Below are 13,996 nucleotides of genomic sequence, written 5' to 3'. Positions count from 1 at the left end.
CGTTTAGCGACGCAAGCCGAGGCGCTCGATAAGCGACTGGTAACGTGAAACGTCTTTGCCTTTTACGTAATCAAGAAGCTTACGGCGCTGCGCAACCATCATCAAAAGGCCACGGCGACCGTGGTTGTCTTTTTTGTGTGTTTTGAAGTGCTCTGTAAGTGTCGCGATACGTGAAGAAAGGATAGCAACCTGAACTTCGGGTGAGCCGGTGTCACCTTCTTTGGTTGCGAATTCTTTCATGATACGTGCTTTGTCTTCTGCAGTAATCGACATCGGGGTCTCCTTTATAAGGTTAGGGTACGAAGACGGCACAAGCCGGGATGTCGTCCAGCAAGGCCCATGAATCACCCGCATAATTTGATACGGATGGGGGCGTATAGGCGGTTTCTGTGCAAAAGGAAAGTTTTTTGCGTAACCTACGGAGGGCTAGTTGCTGCCCCCCGTAGACGTGGTGTCGATCATGATCTCCGCAGCAATTTGTTTGGCCCATTCGCCGATGATCGGAACCACTTCGATTTGGTTCAAGATATAGCCAACGATGGACACAACGATTGTGGCGCCAGCAACGGACCCAAAGCCAAACGCCAAGCCGCGCAGGAAATTGAACCACATCAGGCGCCAAGTTGAATCGTGCAGACGAATAAAGCGATGCGCATTGAGGCGGGCCACTTCTTGGCTCAGTTTTTCGATGTCATTTGACGTGTTTTGAAGAAGGTCACTCATAGTGGGTTCCATTGATGTGATAAAACTTTACAGTCGTTTTTTGAAATTAACCTTTATTAACGACAGTTTAGGTCAAAGTGTTTTTAAAATGTGCATCGGATTATTTAGATATATGTGCTATAGGTCGCGTTGTGAAGAAGTGGTGAGGTGAGACATGCTATGGGCATTGGCACTTTTGGGTATGCTGCCAGCAGCTTTCGTCTTTGGTGACGCGAAGCCTGTTGAGACTGACAGTGAGGCGGATGGCGACGGCGTGAACACCTCGGAGACCTTAGATAAAGATCAAGATGACTCCTTTACCGACATCTTAGATGACGGAGTTGGTGAAGATCTTTCTGCAGAAGCTTCCGATCTGCAGCCTGTGAGCTATTACGCGGTATCGAATGGTTTAGAAACCACTTACGATGATTTCAAAGTCGGCGAAGACGAAATCACTCTTCATTTGACGGATGATGGCAACGGTGAATTCATTGTGGATACACTGCAAGACCAAGACGACGGCACAATTGGCGTCAGCTTGAGTTACTTCGATGGCGAGGCTGAAACAACGCTCAGTTTTCCCGGTCTTGATGAAGTCCCTGCAGAAGATATTTTTATAGGCGTAACGTCGCAAGAAACAGGTGGCGAAACGATCTATAGTCTTGAGAGTATTGGCGATTTTGGTGCGATTCTACCTGACGATCCAGATGTGCCCGCAGAGCCTGGTGGTGAGTCTATCGATCTTGCTCTCGCGCCATCTGATCCAGATGTGCCTGCATTGTCGTCTGGGATCAGTGGCCTTGATGAGCCTGTACTAATGCCCAGTTCCCCAAGTGAGGTTGATCAGGTTTTTGAGCACATTTTAGCTGATGGTGGTGACACGCTTGTCCTCAATGACGATCCTTTTCAAGGTGGTTTTGACGCCGATATTGTGACGACAGGTGACACCGCGAGCATCGAAACGGATTACGCTTTGCATCAGATTTCTGGCAGTGATGATGATGATACAATCGTGCTTGGTGATGATGCGGCGATTGTTCAAGCGGGTGACGGCGACGATTCTGTTTATGCTGGCGAGGGCACGGCTATCGTGTCTGCTGGTGACGGCGATGACGTCGTTTTCGGCGGTGATGACGCTGGTTCCGATTATCTTTTGGATGGTGGTGCAGGTGATGATGACCTGTCTGGGGGAGAGGCTGATGAGGTCTTGATTGGTGGTCTTGGCGCCGATTCGATCTCGGGAGGCTCTGGCGATGATACCTTAGTTCTTGATCAGCAAGACACTGCAAATGGTGGTGCTGGCGATGATACGTTCTGGTTGTATTCAGATGGTCATGTTGATGCTGACTTTGCGCAAATTACGGATTTTGCGCAGGGCGAAGATATCATTCGGGTGACGCTGCCAATGGAAGCCGAAGGCACAGATGGTTTAGTTGTAGAGGTAGTGCAGATTGAAGATGGGAGTGGGTCACAAGTCTTGGTTAACGGTGATGTGATTGCAGTTGTGCAAGGCGCCTCTAATGTCACGGCAAGTGATGTTATTGTAGATCGCACTCTCTAAGGCTTAGGCTGGATTTACGGCGCCCAGATCTGAGGCTGCTCACTATATGCGATGTAAAGCGGGTGTTTTGGGTGCCCTGCTTTTGACAGTCCCAAATGATACAAAGGCTGATGTGTCTTACGCAGCATCTGTTCAACATAATGTCCGCGTTTTAGATGCGCGCCGTGCGTGCCCCATGCGCAGACAATCGTATCGGCCCAAACTGAAAATTCTAAAATCGTCTTGTCGTTTTCAGAACCAATAGGGTCTGTGGCTGCCCGCATTTGACGTGGATCTGTATCGCGCCACGCAAAGATATTAGTCACACAAAAAGCCCCATAGCCAAGTGTCCGTGCGCGGCGCTCACAGCGTTCCACTGTTGGATCGTTTTGAACTTCTGTGGCTGTCGATGGATTAAGCATGACAAACAACACTTTAGGAGCTTGGCTATCCCAAACGCGGGTTAGGGCATAGCGATATCTCTCACAATCAGAGTAGACTGCGGTTGAAGGTGCGTCGCCTTTGGTGTGTGTGCGTGTGATCATGTCAGCAAACCCAATCGCATCGCTTGATGTTGTTACAGGTTGAAGACGCGGCTCGGGTGGACTTCGCCGGCTTTGTAGGTGCCAACAGCGACGGGTTGGTCGTTGTAAGATACCCAAACTTCATCGCCATATTCCGCCGTGCCGCCGAACACCATGCCAGGGTTTCCATTCTTCAACTTGGCAGCGCCCTCAGCGGTTGCACGCAGTTCTTCCAAACCACCCAGACCTTCGGACACAGGCAGGATATATTCGTCCAGACCTTCGGTCTTGGCCAACTCGTTGACCAAATCAATAGTCACGCCATCATCGGTTTCCCAAGGACCAGACCATTCGCGGCGCAGCCATTCAACATGGCCGTAACAGCCCAAGAATTCACCCAAATCGCGTGCGATAGAGCGGACATAGCCACCTTTGCCACAAGTCATTTCCAGTAAAACATGATCTGCATCGGTGCGCTCGATCATCAGCATTTCATCGACATAAAGTGGACGTGCGGCGATTTCGAAATCTTCATCTTCGCGAGCTAGTTTGTAAGCGCGCTGACCGTCAATTTTCACGGCAGAAAACTTTGGCGGCACCTGCAAGATATCACCAACGAATTGCGGTAAAGCCGCTTCGATTTCCGCGTCCGTCGGGCGCAAATCGCTGGTGGTGATCACTTCGCCTTCAGTGTCGTCAGTATTGGTCGCTTGACCCAAGCGCACAGAGAATCTGTAGCACTTCAACGCATCGGTGATGTAAGGAACCGTTTTGGTCGCTTCGCCCAAGGCAATCGCCAAAAGACCTGTGGCCTCGGGATCAAGCGTGCCTGCATGGCCTGCTTTTTGCGCGTTCAATGCCCATTTAACTTTGTTGACAACCGCGGATGAGGTCATGCCCGCGGGTTTGTCGACGATCAGCCAGCCGTGCACGGCGCGTCCTTTTTTGCCCCGTGCCATTATTCGTCTTCGTCCGATGTTGGTGCGTCTTCATCGGGTGTGTCGACTTTGTTCAAATCCCGTTGAATGCGTTCGTCTTTGAACAACTCACGTGTCGCATCCATACGGTCAAACGTGTCATCCAATTCAAAGCGAAGTTCGGGAATGTGCTTTATTGTCAAAGCCTTGCCAACATGATGGCGGATCAGGCCCGTCCGACGACGCATCGCCTCAAGCGCCTCATTGGCACCATCGCCGCCAAGCGGCATGATGTAAACTGTTGCGATGCGCATATCGTTTGTTACGCGGACCTCGCCGACTGTAATCGACAGGGCTGTGATCGCAGGATCGTGGATTTCACCACGTGCGAACATCTCCGACAAGCGGCGGCGGATTGCTTCGCCAACGCGAAGGGTGCGGTGCGAACCTGATTGTCCGCCTGAATTTGTACGTCTAGCCATAGAGGCGAAATAGTCGTGATTGCGTGTTCTTGCAAGCAAGGCTTTGCCAAACGCGGAACATAGGGGTAAACCTCGGCCAAAATTTTAGGATAGGAGCCCATAAAATGACCGACCTTCCAGGCATCGTGATTACAGGAGCATCAGGCCGCATGGGGCAGATGTTGATCAATACTGTGATGGGGTCCGACAAGTGCAAACTTGTGGGCGCAGTTGAGCGCACAGGCCATGATTGGGTCGGGCGTGACGTAGGCGAGGCGATGGGTGGCATGCCGAATGGTGTGATCGTCACCGATGACGCGCTTGAAGCCTTTTCGCACGCTCAAGCCGTGATCGACTTCACCGCACCTGCGGCAACCGTGGCGTTTTCAACCTTGGCCGCGCAAGCACATTGTGTGCATGTGATTGGCACCACAGGTATGACGGACGATGACATCGCAAAACTGAGCGCTGCTGCACATCACTGCACGATTGTGCGGGCTGGAAATATGTCTTTGGGTGTCAATCTTTTGACCAAACTCACCAAAATGGTGTCGGAGGCTTTGGATGCGGATTTCGATATCGAAGTGGTCGAATCGCATCACAATCGCAAAGTCGATGCGCCGTCTGGCACCGCTTTGATGCTGGGCGAGGCCGCTGCAGAAGGGCGGGGCGTCAAGCTGGCAGATGTTTCTGATTCAGGTCGCGACGGTATCACGGGTGCCCGCAAGCGTGGTGACATCGGATTTTCTGCCATTCGTGGTGGTGACATCGTGGGCGAGCACGACGTGATGTTCCTTGGCGATGGCGAACGAATTATTCTGCGCCATGTTGCCTCTGATAGGTCTTTGTTTGCCAAGGGCGCTTTAAAAGCTGCACTTTGGGGGCAAACGCAGAAACCCGGCGAATACGATATGATGGATGTTTTGGGGCTTTAAAACATCATGCTTTTAATTTTGAGCGCAGGATCAACTCCTTGCGCTCAAAAATCGACAGCAATGCCTTTTTTCTCGTAGTCGCCGTAGCGCACAGGCTCAGGCCCGTCGCGGCCACCAAGTTCAAGAGGCATAGCCGCAAGTTCGGCGTCGCGTTTGGTGCGGCGTTCTTCGGCCTCAGCGAGCGCACGCTGGGCTGCGGCTGGAAGGTGACTAATATCACGCGCTTGTGGGTTTGACGTCTCGTCGGTCATCGGGAAATCCTTGTTCGGTTCATAAGACTGATATACGAGGCAAAGCCATGAAAACAAGATCATCAAAAGACGCGAGCCTCGATGCACGCCGCGCAGCGCTTGCGCTTCTCGATGCCGTTACGATTGAAAAACGGTTGTTGTCCGAAGTTTTGCCCAGCAAGACGGAACGTTTGGACCCGTCTGAGCGAGCACGCGCGCAGCGGCTGGTGACGGAAGGTCTGCGGGCGATGGATCGCAGCGACCGCATGCTTGGGCCACATTTGACAAAACGCCCCGCGCCACATGTGATGAATGCTTTGCGTTTGGGCGTTTATGAGATTTGCGGTGCTGGTGAAGCGTCGCACGGCGTGGTGAATTCCTATGTGTCTTTGATGCAAGAGCGTACAAAGTCGAGCCATTTCAAGGGTCTGGTCAATGCGGTGTTGCGTAAAGTGGCTGACGAGACTGATAAATGGGACACATTGCCCGTACCGATGATGCCCAAATGGCTGCGCAAACCTTTGCTGGCAGATTACGGCAAAGAGGTGGTCACAGCGATTGAAGCGGCTCATGCAAAAGGCGCGCCGCTTGATTTGACCTCGAAAACCGGTGGCACAGATGTGGCTTTGGCTTTGAGCGCGGATATTTTGCCGACAGGCAGTTTGCGCCTCAGTTCTGCCATGCAAGTGACCAAGCTCAATGGCTTTGATGATGGTGATTGGTGGGTGCAAGATGCCGCAGCGGCCTTGCCTGCGCGGATTTTGGCGCCGCAAAAAGGCGAGCGAATCTTGGATATGTGCGCGGCCCCCGGTGGGAAAACGCTGCAAATCTCGGCGGCGGGCGCGGAAGTGACCTCACTGGATGTGTCTGAGAGCCGGATGAAACGTCTCGTTGAGAACCTTCAGCGGTGTTATTTGCCTGCGATTCCCGTTGTGAAGGACGCGCTTGAGTTTGAAGATGAGCCTTTCGATGCTATTTTGCTGGATGCGCCCTGCACAGCGACAGGCACGATTCGCCGTCATCCTGATTTGCCTTACTCAAAAGATGGATCTGAATTTCCGGGTCTGTTCGAGCTGCAAGAGCATATGATTGATCGCGCACTGACACTGCTCAAACCGAACGGGCGTTTGGTCTATTGCACCTGTTCATTGCTGATTGATGAGGGTGAAGAGCAGGTCAGAGATGCTTTGACACGCCACCCTGATTTACGTGTTGATTTGGACGCTTTGAAAATTGCGGGTGTTGAGACCGATTGGATCGGGCCTGAGGGCCTGCGCACGCGGCCTGATTTTTGGGCAGAGCGTGGTGGAATGGATGGATTTTTCATAACGGTTTTCCGCCGGTCTTAAATTTGGGGCGAAATCACCGATGACAGGATAGGTTGTAACCTGTATCTAAGTCTCAAACCATAAACGCCTTGAGCAATGCAGGGTGAGGCAGACAGAGCATGTCGCAAACTGAAGACTGGCGCGTAAAAATGACTCGTCGCATGAACAGGTTTCATGCGTGGCGTGCGGCGCGTGCACGTGCTGCGACTGGATTTGTGTCTCAGCCTGAACCCAAATCTATCGGATCGTTTGCGAAAGGGCGTCAGCTGATTGCGGGCAACTTTCTGTTCGCAGGCCAGCTGGTTGAAGCGCCCAAAAGTGCCATTTGGGATTTGGACGTCACGAGCGATGCCTTTGTCGAAGAACTGCATGGCTTTGCGTGGCTGGATGACTTGGCCGCTGTCGGCGATATGCAGGCGCGCAAGCGGACGCAGGATTGGATGATAGTGTGGATGGATCGTCATGCAGGCGGCTCGGGTCCGGGGTGGACGCCTGACTTGACGGGCCGCCGTTTGATCCGTTGGATCAACCACGCTTTGTTTTTCTTGTCGGGGCAAGATACGCCTGTATCGAACGCATTTTACAAAACTCTGGCGCAGCAAACTATTTTCTTGTCACGCAGATGGCACACGGCCTCGCAAGGTTTGCCACGATTTGAGGCTTTGACGGGGCTGATTTACGCTGGTCTGTCTTTGCAAGGGATGGAAGAACACGTTGATCCAGCGGTCAAAGCCTTGGCGAAAGAATGCGAAGAGAACATCAACGCCGAAGGGGGACTGACGACGCGCAACCCAGAAGAGCTGTTGGAGGTGTTCACACTGTTGACATGGGCTGCTGCCGCTTTGTCTGAGGCGGGTCGCATTGCGGGAGACCATCACATCGCGGCGATTGAGCGGATCGCGCCGACGCTGCGCGCTTTGCGTCATTCGGATGGTGGGCTTGCACGCTTTCATGGTGGAGGGCGTGGCATCGAAGGTCGACTTGATCACGCACTTGTCAGTTCGGGCAACACAACGCCCCCGTCACAGGGGCTGCATATGGGGTATTTGCGTCAATCTGCTGGGCGTACCTCGATTGTCACAGATGCTTCGCCACCACCAGCGCGAGAAAATTCATTCAATGCACATGCTTCAACCTTGGCGTTCGAACTGACATCTGGGCGACGCCCTTTGGTCGTGAACTGTGGTGCGGGCACAAGTTTTGGTGATGAGTGGCGCCGCGCTGGGCGGGCCACGCCGTCGCATTCGACGCTTGGAATCGACGGGTTTTCGTCATCGCGTCTTGGGGCAAAACGATTGATAGGTGGCCATATGCGTGAGCTTTTGGTTGATACGCCCGATGACGTACGATTGGAAATTCGCAGCACCGACGAAGAGCTTGGATTTGTGGCGGGGCACAACGGATATGTGCGCACCCATGGCTTGACGCATGTGCGCCAGATCGATTTGTCTGCTGACGGGCGTGGCATTGCGGGCGAAGATACATTGGCCACGATCACCCGTGCGGACGAGACGCAATTTGATCGCATGATGGATAAACTGAAGCTGCAAGGCATTCCGTTTCATGTGCGCTTTCATCTGCACCCTGATGTCGATGTCGCCTTGGATATGGGCGGTGCGGCTGTGTCGATGGCGCTTAAGTCTGGCGAAATTTGGGTCTTTCGTCACGACGGACGGGCTAAATTGAGCGTGGAACGGTCAGTTTATTTAGAAAAAGGCCGATTAAAACCCCGCGCAAGCAAACAAGTGGTTCTATCTGCCGCCGCAATGGATTATGCGACGCGCGTCCGTTGGACTCTTGCGAAGGCGCAGGACACGCCGACAACCTTGCGAGATCTTGAACGAGACGACGACATTTTGACCTGATCTGAAATGTGATCTGGCTTGCTGGATCACCAAATGACTGCCTATCTGGGGACTTCTGATGACTGATCTTTATCCGGTGCGCCGCGCGCTTCTTTCTGTTTCTGACAAAACGGGTCTTGTCGACCTTGGCAAAGCGCTTGCCGCTCGTGGTGTTGAGCTCTTGTCGACCGGCGGTTCTGCCAAGACGCTGCGCGACGCGGGACTTGAGGTCAAGGATGTGGCTGATGTCACGGGCTTCCCTGAGATGATGGATGGTCGTGTGAAAACGCTGCATCCTAAAGTGCATGGTGGCCTGTTGGCGCTGCGCGACAATGATGATCACGTCAAAGCGATGCGCGAGCACGACATTCTTGGGATCGATTTGTTGATCGTAAACCTCTACCCATTTGAGGCCGCTTTGGCGCGTGGTGCAGAATACGACGAAATGATCGAGAACATCGACATCGGCGGCCCTGCGATGATCCGCGCCTCAGCGAAGAACCATGGGTTTGTGACTACGGTTGTGGACGTTGAAGACTATGACGCTTTGCTGGCTGAATTGAACGCCAACGATGGCCAAACATCTTATGTTTTCCGTCAAAAATTGGCACAGATTGCTTATGCACGTACCGGCGCCTATGACGCGGCTGTATCCAATTGGATGGCTGACGCGATTGGCGATGCCGCGCCGCGCCGCCGTGCTTTCGCGGGCACAATCAAGCAGACATTGCGTTACGGCGAAAACCCGCACCAGTCTGCGGCTTTCTACACAGACGGTTCAAACCGTCCCGGTGTGGCGACAGCGACCCAGCATCAGGGCAAAGAGCTGTCCTATAACAATATCAACGACACCGATGCGGCGTTTGAATTGGTGGCTGAATTTGATCCGGCTGAAACCCCAGCTGTTGCAATAATTAAGCACGCCAACCCCTGTGGTGTTGCCAAAGGGGCTACGCTTTTGGAAGCCTATAAGAACGCGTTTGATTGTGACCGCACCTCCGCTTTTGGTGGCATCGTTGCTTTGAACCAAGCGCTGGATGCTGAGACTGCCGAAGCTATCGTTGAGATTTTCACCGAAGTTGTGATTGCCCCCGGTGCGACGGATGAAGCCAAAGCGATTTTTGCTAAGAAAAAGAACCTGCGCCTGCTCACAACCGACGGTTTGCCAAATGTTTTGGAAGCCTCACATACTGTGCGTCAGGTTGCTGGCGGGTTGTTGGTGCAAAACAAAGATGCGGGCTTTATCAGCTTGGATGATCTGAAAGTGGTGACCAAAGTGGCCCCAACTGACGCGCAGCTCCAAGATATGCTGTTCGCATGGAAGGTGGCGAAGCACGTCAAATCCAACGCGATTGTCTATGTCAAAGACCAAGCGACAGTTGGTGTCGGCGCTGGGCAGATGTCTCGTCTTGATTCCGCATTGATTGCAGCTGCGAAATCCAAACGTATGGCGGATGCCATGGGGCTAGACGAATCCTTGGCTGTTGGTTCTGCTGTGGCCTCTGACGCGTTTTTCCCATTCGCCGATGGTTTGCTTGAGGCTGCTGCCGCAGGCGCCACTTGTGTGATCCAGCCGGGTGGCTCTATGCGCGATCAAGAAGTGATTGATGCCGCAGACGAGGCGGGCCTTGCTATGGTGTTCACCGGTATGCGCCATTTCCGTCACTAAACAAGGTTAGGATTGAACATGCGTATCACGGCTTTGACGGCTCTGATCACTTTTGTGATTGACCAGCTTTCCAAATGGGTCGTGGTGCATGCGCTTAATCTGCGCTCTGTTGGTGAAATAGATGTGTTCTCGCCCTTTTTGGTGTTCCGCATGGCGTGGAACACCGGAATCAATTTTGGCCTGTTTTCCCAATACGCGGCGATGTTGCGGTGGGGGTGGGTCGCCTTGGCGATTGTCATGTCTCTTTGGGTTTTGACCTGGGTGCGGCGCGAAAATTTTGGCTATATCGGCAACCTCAGCGCGGGGCTTTTGGTTGGCGGGGCCTTGGGGAATGCGATTGATCGTGTGCTATACGGCGCTGTTGCGGACTTTTTGAACATGTCATGCTGCGGCTTTGCGAACCCATATTCTTTTAACGTCGCGGACATTACGATTTTCGCAGGAGCCTTTGGGCTTATTCTTTTCACAGGTGACACGCAAAAGCGTGCGTGACCTTATCGCGTGGTTGCGTTAGAAACGTTCAGACGATGAGGCGGAGAGAACATATGTTGTACGCAAAGAGCATTAAAATGGTTATGTGTTCGGTGATTTTGATCGCCGGAACGGCCTGTGCATCCAAGTCTACGATTGCGCCTGCCGCTGTGGGGACAGGTCCAGATGAGTTCTCGATCACACCCGTAAAGCCGCTGGAATCACCGCAAGACTTTGCTGCGCTGCCTACGCCAACTTTGGGTGGGACAAATCTGACGGACGCATCTCCGAAAGCCGATGCGATTGTGGCCTTGGGCGGACGGGCCTCAACGGCCACGGGTGTTGATGGTGATATTGTGACCTATGCGTCGCGCTATGGCGTTGACCAAAGCATTCGCAGCGATTTGGCGGCGTCCGATGCGCGCTTTCGCAAGTTGAAAACGGCAAGTCCTTCGTTTCCTTGGGTCAAAAACAAGTATGAGCGCGCCTATCGCCGTCTAGCGCTTGATCCTTGGGTCGAGCTGGAGCGTTTGCGTGCGCTTGGTGTGCTTGTACCATCTGCGCCCCCTAAGAGCTAAACACTGTTCACTTAACCGTCAACTGCGCTTGTCCTCAGCTTAGAGAGAGGTCAACTATAGGCGTGAACGTTGTTTGAAGGTGAACGCATGAAAACTCTTCTAAGTGCTTTTTTTATGAGCTTGGCATTGCCGGTTGCTGCGGCAGATATTTCCAGCTTTTCGCTCGACAATGGCATGCAAGTTGTCGTCGTCGAAGATCACCGCGCCCCCGTCGTGGTGCAAACTGTTTGGTACAAAGTGGGCGCAGCTGACGAGGTGCCGGGCAAAAGTGGGATCGCGCATTTCCTTGAACACTTGATGTTCAAGGGCACGGACAAAATGGAGGCTGGCGAATTATCAGCCACAGTCACCCGCAATGGCGGTTCTGATAATGCTTTCACAAGCTGGGATTACACCGCTTATTATCAGCGTGTTGCAGCAGACAGATTGCCGTTGATGATGGAAATGGAAGCGGATCGTATGCGCGGTTTGCAAATGACCGAAGACGATGTCGCGACAGAACGCAATGTGGTGCTTGCAGAGCGCAATCAACGCACAGACAGTGACCCAGACGCTTTGTTTCGTGAACAAATGCGTGCAGCACAGTTCCTAAATCACGGCTACAGTATCCCAATTATTGGCTGGCGTCATGAAATCGAACAGCTCAACCGTGAAGATGCCTTCGCGTTCTACCGCCAATACTACGCACCAAATAATGCGATTTTGGTTGTCGCTGGGGATGTGGATCCTGATGAGGTGAAGGCCCTCGCAGAAACCTATTATGGCCCGATAGAGCCGACTGTCGGCTTGCAGGACCGTGTGCGCCCAACAGAACCACCACAGTTGGCTGAGCGCCGTATGACCATGCGCGACGCCCGTGTTTCGCAACCCTATGTCACGCGCAGCTATATCGCGACAGAGCGTAATCCAGGCGATCAGTCCGAGGCCGCAGCGCTTGAGTTTTTGGCCAGCTTGTTGGGGGGCGATGGGGCCACCTCGTACCTTGGGCAAGCCTTGATGTTTGAAGATCCGAAAGCGATTTATGTCTCTGCGTTTTACAACGGGACATCGGTCGACTTAGGCAGTTTCGGATTGGTTATTGCACCTGTTCCTGGTGTGTCTTTGGAAGAGGCCGAGATCGCATTGGATGCAACAATCACGAGATTCTTGGAGGAAGGTGTCGATTTAGAACAGTTTGACCGCCTTAAAACCCAACTGCGTGCCTCGCTGATTTATGAGCAGGACAATATCGAAAGCCTTGCGCGTGGGTACGGACAGGACCTGACCATTGGTTTAAATATTGAAGACGTAAAGGCGTGGCCAGAGGTGCTGGATGCTGTCACCCCCGAAGATGTCATGGCTGCGGCCAGACGCGTTTTCAACAAATCCAACGCTGTGACAGGATTTTTGATGCCTGAGATTGCATCAGACGACATGCAAGAGGACACTGTACAATGAAGCCTTTTATTTCTGTGATCGCGGGGGCCGTATTGGCTATCTCTGGCGCGATATCACCTGCATTTTCTCAAATCGATGTTCAAGAAATTACCACTGAGGGTGGCATAACCGCATGGCTGGTGGAAGAGCATTCGATTCCATTTACAGCTCTTGAACTGCGCTTCCAAGGCGGTACAACGTTGGATCGTGCTGGTAAGCGCGGCGAGATCAATTTGATGATGGCGACCTTGGAAGAAGGCGCCGCCGATCTTGATGCGCAAGGTTTTGCCAAGGCGCGCGACAGTTTGGCTGCGCGATTTGATTTCGATGCCAATACAGATTCGGTCTCGATTTCAGCACGCTTTTTGACCGAAAACCGCGATGAGGCCGTGGCCTTGTTGCGCACGGCTATTATGGAGCCGCGCTTTGATCCAGCGGCGGTGGATCGTGTGCGTGGGCAAGTGTTGTCGAACATCGAGTCCAATACAACGTCGCCAAGAAACATTGCCTCTTCGACATTGAACGCGCTCGCTTTTGGCGATCATCCTTATGGCAGCTCACCAAGTGGCACGATTGAAACAGTTTCAGGCCTGACGCCTGAAGATATGTCGACGGCGCGCACCCGTGCCTTGGTCAAAGATCGCCTGTATGTCTCAGCCGTGGGCGACATCACAGGGCCAGAACTGGCTGAACTCTTGGATGGCTTGCTAGGAGATTTGCCGCAATCTGGCCCAGAACTTCCCCCTTACGTCGCACCTGCACTCACGGGGGGCGTGACCGTGGTTCCGTTTGACTCACCTCAATCTGTTGTGATGTTTGGCCACTCTGGTATCAAACGCGACGATCCTGATTTTATCCCTGCTTATATCGCCAACGAAATCATCGGTGGCACACGCGAATCGCGCTTGATGCAAGAGGTGCGCGAAAAGCGCGGACTGACTTATGGCATCGGATCTTACCTTGTGTCCTACAATCAATCCGAGGTGGTCTTGGGGCAGTTTTCATCGGGCAATGCCGTGACTGCGCAGGCTATTGACGTGGTGAAAGACGAATGGCGCAAACTCATTGATGATGGCATCAGTGCAGCGGAACTTGAAGAAGCCAAAACCTATTTGACGGGGGCTTACGCTTTGCGGTTTGATGGGAATGCGCCGATTGCCAGTATCTTGGTTGGGATGCAAATGTCAGGGCTGGAACGCGATTACATTGTGCATCGCAATGACTTGGTGAATGCAGTGACGCTGGGTGATCTCAACCGCGTTGTGCGTGAATTGTACAAGCCCGAAGAGCTAACCTTTGTCGTTGTTGGTCAACCGGATGATCTAAAATCTGATTGATTTGAACATGGCCGAATCGGGAGGCCTCATGCTATTTCTAGTGC

At 52.9% G+C, this 13,996-nt stretch carries 15 protein-coding genes; 9 read left to right on the top strand and 6 right to left on the bottom strand.

Annotation, left to right across the window (positions count from 1 at the left end; translation table 11 throughout):
* Positions 1-3: 3 nt before the first annotated feature.
* Together rpsO and KO503_RS07860 are read right to left on the bottom strand one after the other, a co-directional pair.
* Positions 4-273 carry a 30S ribosomal protein S15 gene (gene rpsO, locus KO503_RS07865; protein WP_215991005.1) on the bottom strand — a complete coding sequence of 90 codons (270 nt, stop codon included), beginning with the start codon at positions 271-273 and terminating at the stop codon, positions 4-6.
* A gap of 153 nt (positions 274-426) precedes the next feature.
* Entirely contained in the window at positions 427-723 is a 297-nt protein-coding gene (locus KO503_RS07860) for a DUF5665 domain-containing protein (RefSeq protein ID WP_215991004.1), read from the bottom strand.
* A gap of 154 nt (positions 724-877) precedes the next feature.
* Here KO503_RS07860 and KO503_RS07855 point away from each other — a divergent pair, with 154 nt between their 5' ends.
* Positions 878-2,263, top strand: a complete 1,386-nt coding sequence (locus KO503_RS07855; RefSeq protein WP_215991003.1) for a calcium-binding protein — start codon at positions 878-880, stop codon at positions 2,261-2,263.
* 14 nt (positions 2,264-2,277) lie between these two features.
* Here KO503_RS07855 and KO503_RS07850 read toward each other — a convergent pair whose 3' ends face one another.
* The 3 genes from KO503_RS07850 to rbfA are packed head-to-tail and all read right to left on the bottom strand — an operon-like array spanning position 2,278 to position 4,165.
* Positions 2,278-2,787, bottom strand: a complete 510-nt coding sequence (locus KO503_RS07850; RefSeq protein ID WP_215991002.1) for a DUF1643 domain-containing protein — start codon at positions 2,785-2,787, stop codon at positions 2,278-2,280.
* Between the two features lie 32 nt (positions 2,788-2,819).
* Positions 2,820-3,725 carry a tRNA pseudouridine(55) synthase TruB gene (gene truB, locus KO503_RS07845; RefSeq protein ID WP_215991001.1) on the bottom strand — a complete coding sequence of 302 codons (906 nt, stop codon included), beginning with the start codon at positions 3,723-3,725 and terminating at the stop codon, positions 2,820-2,822.
* On the bottom strand, positions 3,725-4,165 hold the full coding sequence (gene rbfA / locus KO503_RS07840; protein WP_215991000.1) for a 30S ribosome-binding factor RbfA: 441 nt from the start codon (positions 4,163-4,165) through the stop codon (positions 3,725-3,727). Before rbfA ends, truB begins: the two co-directional genes overlap by 1 nt.
* Before the next feature lie 104 nt (positions 4,166-4,269).
* Here rbfA and dapB point away from each other — a divergent pair, with 104 nt between their 5' ends.
* A complete protein-coding gene (gene dapB, locus KO503_RS07835) occupies positions 4,270-5,079 on the top strand; it encodes a 4-hydroxy-tetrahydrodipicolinate reductase (RefSeq protein WP_215943086.1) in 810 nt (269 codons plus the stop codon).
* A 44-nt stretch (positions 5,080-5,123) separates the two neighbouring features.
* Here the strand turns inward: dapB and KO503_RS07830 are convergent, their stop codons facing one another.
* A complete protein-coding gene (locus KO503_RS07830) occupies positions 5,124-5,330 on the bottom strand; it encodes a DUF1674 domain-containing protein (protein ID WP_215990999.1) in 207 nt (68 codons plus the stop codon).
* A gap of 47 nt (positions 5,331-5,377) precedes the next feature.
* On the opposite strand from KO503_RS07830, the gene KO503_RS07825 reads away from it, so the two are divergent.
* From KO503_RS07825 to KO503_RS07795, 7 genes are all read left to right on the top strand, one after another.
* Positions 5,378-6,658, top strand: coding sequence for an RsmB/NOP family class I SAM-dependent RNA methyltransferase (locus KO503_RS07825; protein WP_215990998.1), 1,281 nt, complete (start codon positions 5,378-5,380; stop codon positions 6,656-6,658).
* Between the two features lie 98 nt (positions 6,659-6,756).
* Positions 6,757-8,502 (top strand): heparinase II/III family protein, encoded by a 1,746-nt coding sequence (locus KO503_RS07820; RefSeq protein WP_215990997.1) that lies wholly within the window; start codon positions 6,757-6,759, stop codon positions 8,500-8,502.
* 58 nt (positions 8,503-8,560) lie between these two features.
* Positions 8,561-10,150: a bifunctional phosphoribosylaminoimidazolecarboxamide formyltransferase/IMP cyclohydrolase gene (gene purH / locus KO503_RS07815; RefSeq protein WP_215990996.1), complete on the top strand. Its 1,590-nt coding sequence runs from the start codon at positions 8,561-8,563 to the stop codon at positions 10,148-10,150.
* An 18-nt stretch (positions 10,151-10,168) separates the two neighbouring features.
* Positions 10,169-10,642: a signal peptidase II gene (gene lspA / locus KO503_RS07810; protein WP_215990995.1), complete on the top strand. Its 474-nt coding sequence runs from the start codon at positions 10,169-10,171 to the stop codon at positions 10,640-10,642.
* A 77-nt stretch (positions 10,643-10,719) separates the two neighbouring features.
* Positions 10,720-11,199 carry a DUF3035 domain-containing protein gene (locus KO503_RS07805; protein WP_215990994.1) on the top strand — a complete coding sequence of 160 codons (480 nt, stop codon included), beginning with the start codon at positions 10,720-10,722 and terminating at the stop codon, positions 11,197-11,199.
* A gap of 87 nt (positions 11,200-11,286) precedes the next feature.
* Positions 11,287-12,636 carry a M16 family metallopeptidase gene (locus KO503_RS07800; RefSeq protein WP_215990993.1) on the top strand — a complete coding sequence of 450 codons (1,350 nt, stop codon included), beginning with the start codon at positions 11,287-11,289 and terminating at the stop codon, positions 12,634-12,636.
* Positions 12,633-13,952, top strand: coding sequence for a M16 family metallopeptidase (locus KO503_RS07795; RefSeq protein ID WP_215990992.1), 1,320 nt, complete (start codon positions 12,633-12,635; stop codon positions 13,950-13,952). The genes KO503_RS07800 and KO503_RS07795 overlap by 4 nt, the downstream gene beginning before the upstream one ends.
* Positions 13,953-13,996: the final 44 nt, after the last annotated feature.

This window comes from Pacificibacter marinus, assembly GCF_018860505.1.
Lineage (GTDB): Bacteria > Pseudomonadota > Alphaproteobacteria > Rhodobacterales > Rhodobacteraceae > Celeribacter > Celeribacter marinus_B.
Note: the sequence above shows the minus strand (reverse complement) of the source record. Positions and strands in the feature narration are given on the sequence as shown.

Bases quoted from the DNA above. Each gene is read 5' to 3' on its own strand.
- rpsO (WP_215991005.1), bottom strand. From the start codon at position 273: ATGTCGATTACTGCAGAAGACAAAGCACGTATCATGAAAGAATTCGCA.
- KO503_RS07860 (WP_215991004.1), bottom strand. From the start codon at position 723: ATGAGTGACCTTCTTCAAAACACGTCAAATGACATCGAAAAACTGAGC.
- KO503_RS07855 (WP_215991003.1), top strand. From the start codon at position 878: ATGCTATGGGCATTGGCACTTTTGGGTATGCTGCCAGCAGCTTTCGTC.
- KO503_RS07850 (WP_215991002.1), bottom strand. From the start codon at position 2,787: ATGATCACACGCACACACACCAAAGGCGACGCACCTTCAACCGCAGTC.
- truB (WP_215991001.1), bottom strand. From the start codon at position 3,725: ATGGCACGGGGCAAAAAAGGACGCGCCGTGCACGGCTGGCTGATCGTC.
- rbfA (WP_215991000.1), bottom strand. From the start codon at position 4,165: ATGGCTAGACGTACAAATTCAGGCGGACAATCAGGTTCGCACCGCACC.
- dapB (WP_215943086.1), top strand. From the start codon at position 4,270: ATGACCGACCTTCCAGGCATCGTGATTACAGGAGCATCAGGCCGCATG.
- KO503_RS07830 (WP_215990999.1), bottom strand. From the start codon at position 5,330: ATGACCGACGAGACGTCAAACCCACAAGCGCGTGATATTAGTCACCTT.
- KO503_RS07825 (WP_215990998.1), top strand. From the start codon at position 5,378: ATGAAAACAAGATCATCAAAAGACGCGAGCCTCGATGCACGCCGCGCA.
- KO503_RS07820 (WP_215990997.1), top strand. From the start codon at position 6,757: ATGTCGCAAACTGAAGACTGGCGCGTAAAAATGACTCGTCGCATGAAC.
- purH (WP_215990996.1), top strand. From the start codon at position 8,561: ATGACTGATCTTTATCCGGTGCGCCGCGCGCTTCTTTCTGTTTCTGAC.
- lspA (WP_215990995.1), top strand. From the start codon at position 10,169: ATGCGTATCACGGCTTTGACGGCTCTGATCACTTTTGTGATTGACCAG.
- KO503_RS07805 (WP_215990994.1), top strand. From the start codon at position 10,720: ATGGTTATGTGTTCGGTGATTTTGATCGCCGGAACGGCCTGTGCATCC.
- KO503_RS07800 (WP_215990993.1), top strand. From the start codon at position 11,287: ATGAAAACTCTTCTAAGTGCTTTTTTTATGAGCTTGGCATTGCCGGTT.
- KO503_RS07795 (WP_215990992.1), top strand. From the start codon at position 12,633: ATGAAGCCTTTTATTTCTGTGATCGCGGGGGCCGTATTGGCTATCTCT.